An 11,584-nucleotide genomic window follows, 5' to 3' on the forward strand; every position below is an offset into this window, starting at 1 on the left:
AGAAGGGACGGGGCTGGGGGGCGAATGATTATTCGCCCCTACAGGGGAATGGCGCAACCCAACCGAGCGCAGCGGCACCGATAGACTAGAAGAAAGGAAAGCAACATGCCCAACTACTGGCTCTTCAAGAGCGAACCCACCAGTTTCTCACTCGATGATCTCAAAAACCGCCCCGGTGCCACCGAGCACTGGGACGGCGTCCGCAACTTCCAGGCGCGCAACTTCCTGCGCGACCAGATCCAGGTCGGCGACCAGGTGCTCTTCTACCACAGCAACACGGCCGAACCCGGCGTGGTCGGCATTGCCGAGGTGGTGCGCGCCGGCTACCCCGACTTCACCGCTTTCGACCCCACCAGCAAGTACTTCGATCCCAAGAGCACACCGGAAAAACCGACCTGGTTCATGGTCGACGTGCGTTTCGTGCGCGAACTGCCGCGGCCGGTGACCCTCGCCGAATTGAGGACCGTCCCCGAACTTTCCGGGATGGCGCTTTTGAACCGCAGCCGTCTCTCGGTCCAGCCGGTGCGCCAGGAAGAGTGGGACCGCATCATGAACCTGGCCGGCATCTCTTCTGGTGGTTAAGGTAGAACATAGAACGTAGAACGGGTTCAAGGACTGTTATGACCTCGATAAAAAGACGCTCAAAAAAGGCGGGCCTCGCTCCGGGGACACTGATCCACATGGGGCGCGACAAGGCGGGCACCACCAGGGTCGACCTGGTCCGGTACGACGAGACCCACCTGGAAAAGCACTCGGTTACCTCGCTGGACGAGTGCCTGGTCAAGCAGGGGGCTCAAGGAGTGACCTGGGTCAACGTGGAGGGGCTCTCCGACCTCGAGGTGATGCGACACTTCGGGAGCTGCTACGGGATCCACCCGCTGGTCCTGGAAGACATCCTCGCCACCGACCAGCGCCCCAAGGCCGTCGACTACGGCGAATACCTCTACGTCGTGCTGAAGATGATCGGCTTGAACGAGGAGACCGGAGAGATAAAAAGCGAGCAGGTGAGCATGGTGCTGGGGCAGAACTACCTGGTCTCTTTCCAGGAGGGGTTGGAGGGGGATGTCTTCGAGCAGGTGCGTGCCCGGCTGGTCAACGAGAAGGCGCGGCTGCGCGCCATGGGGCCTGATTTCCTGCTGCACGCCCTCTTGGACGTGATCGTGGACCACTACTTCCTGGTGCTGGAGAGACTGGCGGACCGGATCGAGGATGTCGAGGACGAGCTGATCGACAACCCGACCACGGCAACGGTTCAGGCAATCTACCGGCTCAAGCGCCAGTTGCTCTTCCTGCACAAGGCGTTCTGGCCGCTGCGCGAGGTGGCGAGCAGCCTGCAGCGCCGCGATTCGCAGCTGATCCGGGACACCACGGTCATCTACCTGCGCGACCTCTACGACCACACTGTCCAGGTGCTCGACACCCTGGAGACTCTGCGCGAGATGCTCTCGAGCATGCTGGATATCTACCTTTCCAGTGTCTCCAACCGCCTCAACGAGGTGATGAAGGTGCTGACCATCATCGCGACCATCTTCATGCCCCTTTCCTTCGTGGTGGGGTGGTACGGCATGAACTTCAAGCACATGCCGGAACTGGACTGGACCTACGGTTACCTGGCCGTCTTTGTTTTGTGTCTCACGATCGCCGCGGTGATGCTGGTTTACTTTAAGAGGAAGCGCTGGCTGTAACTCAACTGCAAAATTCCGCCTATCCTTCGTCGCAACGCGCTCATCCGCGAATCCAGGGATCGCCTACCTGCTGTTCACGAAGCTCAGCACGAGAACCAGCGTCCTCCCCTTGGCGCAGGGGAGACAGAGGGGATCCCCCTGTCCCCCTGCGCAAAGGTGGGAACCCTACGCCACGTGTACCACGTGTGGCCAACCTACCATGTTGCCGAAATTCTCTTTCGCACGTCGCTCAATCATTACAGGCTCTTCGCCGCCAGCTCGTAGACGTCGCGCGCCAGGCCCGGTTCGGCCAGGATGCGCTCCAGTTCTTTTTTCATGAGCTCCTGCCGGTCGGCGTCGAAGCGCCGCCAGCGGCTGAAGGGGGTGAGCATGCGGGCGGCGATCTGCGGGTTGATCCCGTTCAGGCGCAGGATCTGGTCGGCGAGGAAGCGGTACCCCCTGCCGCTGGCATCGTGGAACCGGACCTGGTTCCCCTGGCTGAAGGCGCCCACCAGCGAGCGGACCCGGTTCGGGTTGCGGATGTCGAAGTCGGGGTGTTCGAGAAGCGCCAGCACCCGGTCCAAGGTGTCGGGGAGACGCGAGATCGCCTGGTGGGTGAACCACTTGTCGATGACGCCGCGGTCGCCGCGCCAGCAGTCGTAGAATGCGGCGAGGGCCTCCTCGCGCTCGGGACAGGCGCAGCTGGCCAGCGGGGCGAGCGCGCCCAGGCTGTCGGTCATGTTGTCCGCGCTTTTGAGCTGCGCCATGCAGGCGTTGATCGCCTTCCCACCTCCCGCCGCCATCAGGTAGGCGAGGCAGAGGTTCTTCAACTTGCGGCAGCCGGCGAGGCCATCGTCGGGGCGATAGGGAGCCTTGGGGGCGCACGCCTCCCGCGCGGCGGTAAGCTCCGCGCCCAACCGCTCGCCCACCGTCGCCCGCACCAGTTCGCGTGCCTGGTGGATGGCGTCGGGGTCGATCACGGCCATCTGCTCGGCGAGGTAGCTCTCCGTCGGCAGGGTGAGGGTCTCGGCCAGCAAGGCGCGGTCCTGGCGCTCGTCGGAGAGAAGCCTTCTGAACGACTCGATGAAGCTCTCCGGCACCCGCGCCTCCCGGCCCCCCTGGATGTCGGCGACCAGTCCCATGATCAGCTTGACCGCCTGTACCTGTCCCGCCTCCCAGCGCACGAAGGGATCGCTGTCGCGGGTCATGAGGAGGTTCAGGTCCTCGTCGCTGTAGGGATAGACGAGCTTGACCGGCGCGGAGAAGTTGCGCAGCAGCGACGGCACCGGGCGCTCCTTGAGCCCCACGAAGGTGAAGGTTTCCGTCTCCCCCCTAAGCTCCAGGACCCGCGAGGTCCCCACGGCTTTCGTCTCCCCGGTCAGCTTGAGCGGCAACTCGTTGCCATCGCGGTCCAAAAGCCCCATGGCGAGCGGAATGTGGAAGGGGTTCTTCTCCGGCTGACCCGGCGTTGGCGGGCAGCTCTGGGTCACGGTCAGGGTGTAGCTCCCGTCCTCGGCCCGGTAGTCGTCGCTTACCGTCAGGACCGGGGTCCCGGCCTGGTCGTACCAGAGCATGAACTGGGAGAGGTCGCGCTTTCCTGCGTCGGCCATGGCCTGGACGAACTCGTCGACCCGCACCGCCTGCCCGTCGTGACGCTCGAAGTAGAGATCCATGCCGGCGCGGAAGGCCTTGCGTCCCAGGAGGGTCTGCAGCATCCGGATCACCTCACCCCCCTTGTGGTACACGGTCATGCTGTAGAAGTTGTTGATCTCCACGTACGACTCGGGGCGCACCGGGTGGGCCAGCGGCCCGGCATCCTCGGCGAACTGCGCGCTGCGCAGGCTTTTCACGTCGGCGATCCTCTTCACCGGGCGCGATTGCATGTCGGCGGAAAACTCCTGGTCGCGGAAGATGGTGAGCCCCTCCTTCAGGGAGAGCTGGAACCAGTCGCGGCAGGTGATCCTGTTGCCGGTCCAGTTGTGGAAGTACTCGTGGCCGATCACCTCCTCGATCGCCTCGTAATCGTCATCGGTGGCGCTTTCCGGGCTGGCCAGCACGTAGCGCGAATTGAAGACGTTCAACCCCTTGTTCTCCATGGCCCCCATGTTGAAGTCGTCCACGGCCACCACCATGTAGGTGTCCAGGTCGTACTCGCGGCCGAACTGCTCCTCGTCCCAGCGCATGGCGCGCATCAGGGACCGGAGGGCGTGCTCGCACTTGTCCTTGTTGCGCTCCTCGACGTAGATCTCGAGCCGCACCTCGCGCCCGCTCATCGTGGTGAAGCGGTCGGCGATGTGGACCAGGTCGCCGGCGACCACGGCGAAGAGGTAGCTCGGTTTCTTGAACGGATCGTGCCACACGGCGTAGTGGCGCCCGTCGGGGAGGTCGCCTTTCTCGACCAGGTTGCCGTTGGCCAGAAGCACCGGGCAGCTCGCCTTGTCGGCCCGAAGGGTCACGGTGTAAACCGCCATGACGTCGGGGCGGTCGGTGAAGTAGGTGATGCGCCTGAACCCTTCGGCCTCGCACTGGGTGCAGAGCATGGGGCCCGAGGCGTACAGGCCGGAGAGGGCGCTGTTCTCCTTGGGGTGGATCCGGGTCTCCATCTCGAGGAGGAACCGCTCGGGAGGGGTGTTCAGCACCAGGGTCCCCCCCTCAACGCGGAAGTCATCCGGCCCCAGGTCGACGCCGTCCAGCCGAAGCGACAGCAGGGTGAGCTCCTCGCCGTCCAAAACGAGCGGCCGCGGCCCGTTGGCGCGGTCGTGGTTGCTGCGTACGGCAAGCCGGGAAAGAACCCGGGTACTCTCAGGGTCGAGGTCGAAAGAGAGCTCGACGGTATCTATGAGGTAGTCGGGGACCCTGTAGTCTTTCTGGTGGATGGTCTGGTGCTGACACTGTGACATGACGATTCCTCTTGTTCAGGTGTAATGGCTGGGCCAAGGGTGCTATTGTACCGGGATGCGCGCGGGTTTTCAACGCCTGGTGGCCGCGGCGTTGAAAATTGATTAATGATGACGCAGGTTTGGCGATACCGGCCACGGCGGCGCCCGCCTGGGCATCGCGCGGCTCAATCACCAAGTGCCCCAATGTGTTGACTTTACTGGTAGATAAGGCTATACAGTCCGCATGAAACGTCTGCTCCTTTTGTCACTTTTCCTGCTTTTCGCCTGCCTTTCCGCTCCGGCCTTTGCCTCCGCGACGGAGCTCTACGCGCAGCAAACCGGGAAGAGCTGCGATGCCTGCCATGTGGACCCGGCCGGCGGCGGAGAACTGACGGCGGCGGGGAAGCAATTCGCCGCCTCGCGCGCCGTGAAAACCGAGGCGCCCCGTGTCGCCCCGGCGGCCAAGCTGGTGCGCTTCGTGGCGGGCTACCTGCACATGCTGACCGCGATCCTCTGGTTCGGCACCATCCTGTACGTGCACCTGGTCCTGAAACCGGCCTACGCGGCGGGGGGGCTGCCCCGCGGCGAGGTGAAGGTCGGGGTGCTTTCCATGGTGGTCATGGGGGTGACCGGCACCATCCTCACTTACTTCCGCGTCACCTCTCCCGACATGCTGCTGCACACCCGCTTCGGGGTGCTGCTGCTGGTGAAGATCTCCCTCTACCTGGTGATGGTGTTTTCCGCCGCCTACGTGGTTCTCGTCATCGGTCCGAAGCTGAAGGCCAAGCGGCGGGAGCCGGTGGCGCTTCCCGCCGGGAAGGAGCTGTCCCTGGACGAGCTCTCCGCCTTCGACGGCAAGGAGGGACGCCCCGCCTACTTCGCCTACGAGGGGAGGCTCTACGACGCCAGCGACAGCCGGCTCTGGAAGCAGGGGGTGCACATGGGGCGCCACCACGCGGGGGAGGATCTGAGCGAGGCGCTCAAGCTCGCGCCCCACGGTTCCGAAAAGGTGCTGCTGATGCCTGAGGTGGGTTCCCTGGCCGACGTGACCCAGCGTAAGGCCCCGCTGCATGAGCGGGTCTTCTTTTTCATGGCCTACATGAACCTGACCATCGTATTTCTGATCGTGCTGATCCTCTCGCTCTGGCGCTGGGCCTGACAGCATGGCTCCCGGCGCTGCCGGGGCAAGGATGGACCGTGAAGCGATTCCGCACCATATTCCCGCATCTCGACGCGAAGAGGGATCCTGATTCCCTCCTGCGCCTTTTCGTTTCCGTCGCCCTCGTCTCGATCGTCGTCATCACCTCGCTTGCCGGCTACGCCTTCTACCACGTGCTGCAAAAGAACGTGGTGGACAGCGCCGAAGAGGACGCGATCAAGGTGAGCACCGCCCTTTCCGAGGACGAGCGGGGACGCTTCACCGTGATCCGGAAAGACGGGACCGTGGCGGTGGAAGTGTTGCCTGAGAACTTCGCGATCCTGGACCGGGATCTCAGGAGGTTCCTCGCCCCCTTCGACATCGTCAAGATCAAGATTTATTCCTCGGATTACCGCATCGTCTACAGCACCGAGACCAAGCTGATCGGCGAGGTCAACCGCGGCAACCAGAGGCTTTCCCGGGCCCTGGCCGGTGCCTTCGACTCGAAACTCGAGCGCAAGGAAGAGGTGAAGGACCTGGCCGACGAGTTGAAGTTCAACGTGGACGTGGTGGAAACCTACATCCCGATCCGGGCCCGCGGCAAGGTGATCGGGAGTTTCGAGGTCTACATCGACGTCACCAAGTACCGCCGGCAGACCATGAACGCGGCGCTCCTTTCACTGGGGTCGCTGTGCGGCATCCTGGTGGTGGTCTTCGGGATCTCCTTCGTGCTGATCAGAAGCGGCACCAACGAGCTGAAGGAGACCCAGGAGATCCTCAGGAAGCAGACCCTGATCGACGGGCTGACCGGGACCTTCAACAAGGGGCAGATCGAGCTGATCGGGCGCAGGGAGTTCGCGCGCGCCCTGCGCCGCAGGGAGAAGGGACTCGCCGACGCGGAAGTCGGCTTCATCATGATCGACATCGACCGGTTCAAGCAGGTGAACGACCGGTACGGGCACCTGGCGGGGGACAACCTGCTGCAGCTCTTCGCCGACAGGCTCACCTCCTCGCTGCGCAGCTACGACTCCGTTGGCCGCTTCGGCGGCGAGGAGTTCCTGGTGGTGCTGCCGGGGTCGGACCGGGAACAGACGCTCGGGGTGGCCCACAAGATCTGGTCGCTGATCCGCGAAGAGCCTTTCCATGTCGAGGGCGAGCCGATGCGGATCACGGCCAGTGCGGGCGTCGCCAACGTGCAGCAGGATGATGACGACCTGCTGCAGGTGTTGAAGCGCGCCGACCTGAACCTGTACCAGGCCAAGAGCGGCGGCCGGGACCGGGTGGTGTAACTCACAAAACGTCAAAGAGTCGCCCAGGAGGCTGTTTTATTCATGACCGACAAGAACCTGCGCCTTGAGGGGATCTACCCCCAGCGCCAGAAGGAATTTTTCATGCAGCGCGTCAAGCTCCCCGCCGGCATCATCTCGGCCGACCAGGCGCTCAAGGTGGCGCAACTCGCCGGGCGGTACGCGCGCGGGGTGGTGCACCTGACCACCAGGGGGAGCATCGAGCTGCACTGGCTCACCGAGCCGGACCTCCCCGTAGTGGCCGCCCAACTGGCCCAGGTGGGGCTGTACAATCGCGGGGCCTGCGGCGGAGCGGTGCGCGGTGTCATCTGCGGCAGCCTCGGCGCCGCGGGAGCGCCGGCGCTCGAGGCGCTGGTGCGTAAGATCCACCGGCATTTCACCGGCAACCCGCGCTTCGAGAAGCTCCCCAAGAAGTTCAAGATCGGTGTCGAGGCCGACACCTCCAGCAAGAGGCATCTGATCCAGGACCTGGCCTTCGTCCCCGCCCCTTCCGACGAGGGGAGGCGCTACGACGTCTACGCCGCCGGGGGATTGGGGCGCGAGCCGGTGCCGGGGTTCCTGCTGGCACAGGGAGTCGCCGAGGAAGCCATCCTTCCCCTGATCGAGCGGGTGCTGGTGGAGTACGAGGCCAACACGCCGCCGCCCAAGCGGCTCAAGTTCCTGGTGGGGCAGATAGGGCAGGAGGAATTCAGGCGCAGGGTGCTGGGGGAGGAGCTGGAAGAGTTGCCGCTGCCGGCGCCGACCCTGACCGGGAGCCTGGTGCCGGTGCCCGCCGCGGCCGAGGACCGGCTGGAGGCGCACGTCTTTGCGGGAGAGTTGGCGGCTGACGGGCTGGCTGCGCTGGCGGATATCGCAGCGAGGTTCTGCGGCGGGATGCTGATGGTGACGGGGGACCAGACCGTGGTGCTGCACCTGGTTCAGGGAAGCGTGCGGGAAGAGGCGCGCAAGGCGCTCGCGCAGGCGGGTTTTGCCGATGAGAGCGCGGCAGAGCGCGTCGTGTTCCGGGTCTGCCCCGGCAACCACGAGTGCATCATGGGGCTGGCCGCGACCCGCGACGTCGCGGCGGCCGTCGTGGCTGAGCTCGGGGGAGAGGCGCTGCAGCTTACCTGGGCCATCTCCGGATGCCCCAACTGCTGTGCCCAGCCGCAGCTCGCGCAGGCGGGGATCGTGGCGTCGCGGCTGGTTGCCGACCAGGCCGGGCGCGCGCCCCGGTTCGACCTGTACCGCGCCGGTGATGGCCCCTTCGCCGAGCCGGTGCAGCAGGGGCTCAACCTGACCGAGCTTTTGGACGCGGTCAAAAAGATCTAGAGGAGAAGGGACAGGCTCCGTGAGGTGCCTGTCCCTTTAGCGGAACGCTCCTTTCAGCTCAGCCGGCAAGGGGGCAGCATAAAGGGGACAGGCACCTGGCGGTGCCAGTCCCCCCCTCCTCACTCCTTCTCGTCCAGCAGCTCCCGCACCCGGGCCAGCAACTCGTTGATCTTGATCGGCTTCGAGATGAAATGACGCGGGTCCCCCATGGTCAGGGTGTCGGTGATGATGTCGGCGGTATAGCCGCTCATGAAGATCACCTTGACACCGGGGGACAAGGCCGAGATGGCCTGGTAGGCGTCACGCCCGTTCATGCGCGGCATGATCACGTCCATGATGATCATCGCCACGTTCCCCCCCGCCCCCTGGAATTTCTCCACCGCATCGACCCCGTCCACCGCCGTGATCACCCGGTAGCCGAAATCCTGCAGCAGCTCACGCACCATGCCCCGTATCACCGCGTCGTCTTCGACCAGGAGCAGGGTCTCCTCCCCGCCGTGCACCGACTCGTCCACGGTCACGCTCTCGCTGCGCGTGGGCTGGTCGATCCGGGGGATGTAGATCCTGAACACGGTGCCGTGCCCCAGCTCGCTGTAACAGTTGATGAATCCCGAATGCTGCTTCACGATGCCGTACACCATGGCGAGCCCCAGGCCGGTCCCTTTGCCCGGCTCCTTGGTGGTGAAGAAGGGTTCGAAGATCCGGTCCCTGGTCTTTTGGTCCATGCCGATGCCGGTGTCGGCGACGGTGATCAGGGCGTAGCTCCCCGGGACGCCGTAGCCGTGCGCCGCGACGAAATCCTGGTCCAGGATGATCCGGTCCGTGGCGATGCTCAACACGCCGCCGTTGGCCATGGCGTCCCGGGCGTTCACCGCAAGGTTCATGATCACCTGCTCGATCTGCCCGGAATCCGCCAGTACCGAAAGCTCTTCGTCGGCAAGCTGCATCCTGAACTCGATGTGTTCCGGGATCAGTCGGCGCAGCATGACCTCCAGGTTCAGCAGGATGGCGTTGAGGCCGACCGGGGCCGGGTTGGTCACCTGTTTCCTGCTGTAGGCCAGGAGGCTGCGTGTCAGGTTAGCGGCGCGCTCCGAGGCCCGCAGGATCTCGCTCACCTTCCCCTGCAGGGGGTGATCCTCCTCGAGCTGCACCTGCATCATGGTGCTGTAGCCGATGATGGCGGTGAGGATGTTATTGAAGTCGTGGGCGATGCCGCCGGTCAGGGTGCCGATCGCCTCCATCTTCTGGGACTGGGTCAGCTGGTGTTCCAGAGCCCTTCTCTCCTCCTCCGCCTGGAGGCGGTCGGTTACGTCGTAGCAGGTTCCTATGTACCCGGCGAACTTGTCGTCCAGACCGTTGAAGGGCCTGCCCATGTCGATGATCCAGCGGTAGCTGCCGTCCACGTGGCGCAGCCGGTACTGCATCTGGAAGGGCACGCGCTGGACGAAGGCTTCACGGTAGGTTCTCAGGCAGTATTCCTGGTCCTCGCAATGTATGCCGCTGGTCCAGCCGTCGCCCAGCTCCTCCTCCAGCGGGCGGCCCGTGAAATCGAGCCAGGTCCTGTTGAAGTAGTTGGCCTGGCCGTCGGTGCCCACCCGCCAGATCATGGCCGGAAAATTCTCGAAGAGGGTCAGGTAGAAGTCCGCGGAACGTTCCAGTTCCACGAGCATCCGGTTGAAGGTGCGGGCCATCTGGCCGATTTCGTCGTCGGAGGTCACCGGCGCAAGTTTCTGGGCGAGATTCTCCTTGGTGGGGAGTTCTTCGAGGTGCCTGGTGAAGGAGACCAGCGGCCTGGTCAGATACTGCATGAAGGGCCAGACCAGGCACAGCGAGATGAGCGCCGCCGCCAAAGAGCCGGCCGTGAAGTAGTTCCTGGCGGCGTGCACGGGGGCGTAGGCCTCGTCCAGCGGATAGCTGACCGCGAGCACCCAGCCGGTCGACTGCAGCCGCTTGACCGAGCGCAGCACGGGTATCCCGGTGCGCGTCATGCTCTCCGCCGTGCCCTGGAAACCGTTCAGGGCGCGCTCCAGCATCTCGTTGGTGCCCGGCGGGTCCTGGCGCAGCACCCTGCGCTTGTCCGGGTGCATGAGGACGTTGCGCCGGTTGTCGTAGAGCGACAAAAAACCCCTCTCCCCCAGCTTCAGCGAGGCCAGTGAACGCAGGAAGTGCTGTTCGCGCAGGTCGATGCTGCCGCCGAGGATGCCGGCAAGCTCGCGGTTTTGGTCGAATATGGGGACGGTGAACATGATGATGGGACGGCTTTGCTTCTGCAGGGAGGCGAACGGCGGCGACACGTAGGTGGTGCCGCGCCTTACCGTCTCCTTGTAGTACTCGCGGAAGGAGAAATCCATCCCGATGAAGTTGAGGCCCTTGGGGGTGGCCGCGACGAGCTTCCCGGTGGGGGAGAACAGGAACAGCGAGTTGTCGAAAAAGGCGCGCTGTCTCTGCTCGGTGTCCAGCAGCCGCTGGGCCTGTTCCGGGTGAGCCACCGCTTGAGGGGGTAGGCGGCTGGAGAGGTTGTGCAGTTCCCTGGTGAAGTCGGAGATGCGGTCGTCGATCTGGGAGGCCAGGGAGTCCAGCAGGACCGCTTGCTGCTGCGAGATGCTCCTCTTGAAGGTTCTTTCGAAAAACAGGAACGAGGCGACGGCGGAGACCGTCATCAGGAACCCGACCAGGAGGAACACGGCCAGGGTCATCTTGGTTTTCATGCTGGTGAAAAGCACAGACGCTCCGGGTGGCTGCTGACTGCCGGTCCCCTGGTCGTGACCACTGTCTCGGGTGGGTACCGCTGCTAAACACAGGCAGCCTGTGTGAATCACTGAAAATCTTATAAACCTTCCTGGACAAATAACAACTTGTGTAATCAGCTTTTTATTATTTGAATCTGCCAATACTGTGGCTGATTTTCCCATAAAAGCCAGTGTCACTTATAATACAAATTAATTTTTATGAGTATGTCGTTGTGTATATGGCTGTTAATTCGAGGTTTTCGGGGGTGCGCGCCTCGTTCGGGAAGGGCGTGTCTGGTGGCGGGTGGCGCTGCCAACGTCAAGATATTGTCGATTTGGACGGTACGGCGGGCAAAGTGGACAACTATCAAGGCTTTAGAGGCGTTTACAGTGTAGATTGCCGCTGGCAGTAGTTCTTCTATCCACGTCACCTGTGGATAACCATGTGGAGAAATGGCGTTCGGCGGCATGAAAATGGCGTAATGGAGACATCTCCAGCAAATTGCACTAATTTTAAGCAGCTGGAACCGGCGTGATTACAGGAGTCGCCAACGGATTG

Annotated in this window: 7 protein-coding genes; 5 read left to right on the forward strand and 2 right to left on the reverse strand. The window is 63.6% G+C overall.

The features are described 5' to 3' along the window. The first annotated feature begins 105 nt into the window (after positions 1-105). Both KOL99_RS04100 and corA read left to right on the forward strand, forming a co-directional pair. Positions 106-582, forward strand: coding sequence for an EVE domain-containing protein (locus KOL99_RS04100; RefSeq protein ID WP_216509198.1), 477 nt, complete (start codon positions 106-108; stop codon positions 580-582). A 38-nt stretch (positions 583-620) separates the two neighbouring features. After that, complete coding sequence (gene corA, locus KOL99_RS04105) at positions 621-1,685, forward strand: magnesium/cobalt transporter CorA (RefSeq protein WP_216509199.1); 1,065 nt, start codon at positions 621-623, stop codon at positions 1,683-1,685. A gap of 236 nt (positions 1,686-1,921) precedes the next feature. Here corA and pepN read toward each other — a convergent pair whose 3' ends face one another. Further along, on the reverse strand, positions 1,922-4,564 hold the full coding sequence (pepN, locus tag KOL99_RS04110; RefSeq protein ID WP_216509200.1) for an aminopeptidase N: 2,643 nt from the start codon (positions 4,562-4,564) through the stop codon (positions 1,922-1,924). A gap of 223 nt (positions 4,565-4,787) precedes the next feature. Between pepN and KOL99_RS04115 the strand changes: the two genes are divergently transcribed. The 3 genes from KOL99_RS04115 to KOL99_RS04125 are packed head-to-tail and all read left to right on the forward strand — an operon-like array spanning position 4,788 to position 8,296. After that, positions 4,788-5,702 (forward strand): CopD family protein, encoded by a 915-nt coding sequence (locus KOL99_RS04115; protein WP_216509201.1) that lies wholly within the window; start codon positions 4,788-4,790, stop codon positions 5,700-5,702. Positions 5,703-5,740: 38 nt separating this feature from the next. Continuing rightward, positions 5,741-6,970 carry a sensor domain-containing diguanylate cyclase gene (locus KOL99_RS04120; RefSeq protein ID WP_216509202.1) on the forward strand — a complete coding sequence of 410 codons (1,230 nt, stop codon included), beginning with the start codon at positions 5,741-5,743 and terminating at the stop codon, positions 6,968-6,970. Positions 6,971-7,012: 42 nt separating this feature from the next. After that, complete coding sequence (locus KOL99_RS04125; RefSeq protein WP_216509203.1) at positions 7,013-8,296, forward strand: nitrite/sulfite reductase; 1,284 nt, start codon at positions 7,013-7,015, stop codon at positions 8,294-8,296. 119 nt (positions 8,297-8,415) lie between these two features. Here KOL99_RS04125 and KOL99_RS04130 read toward each other — a convergent pair whose 3' ends face one another. Beyond that, positions 8,416-11,019: a cache domain-containing protein gene (locus KOL99_RS04130; RefSeq protein WP_216509204.1), complete on the reverse strand. Its 2,604-nt coding sequence runs from the start codon at positions 11,017-11,019 to the stop codon at positions 8,416-8,418. Positions 11,020-11,584 lie beyond the last annotated feature (565 nt).

Source organism: Geomonas azotofigens (assembly GCF_018919395.1).
Classification (GTDB): domain Bacteria; phylum Desulfobacterota; class Desulfuromonadia; order Geobacterales; family Geobacteraceae; genus Geomonas; species Geomonas azotofigens.

Coding starts and splice junctions, on each gene's coding strand:
- corA (WP_216509199.1), top strand. CDS start 621: ATGACCTCGATAAAAAGACGCTCAAAAAAGGCGGGCCTCGCTCCGGGG.
- KOL99_RS04115 (WP_216509201.1), top strand. CDS start 4,788: ATGAAACGTCTGCTCCTTTTGTCACTTTTCCTGCTTTTCGCCTGCCTT.
- pepN (WP_216509200.1), bottom strand. CDS start 4,564: ATGTCACAGTGTCAGCACCAGACCATCCACCAGAAAGACTACAGGGTC.
- KOL99_RS04100 (WP_216509198.1), top strand. CDS start 106: ATGCCCAACTACTGGCTCTTCAAGAGCGAACCCACCAGTTTCTCACTC.
- KOL99_RS04125 (WP_216509203.1), top strand. CDS start 7,013: ATGACCGACAAGAACCTGCGCCTTGAGGGGATCTACCCCCAGCGCCAG.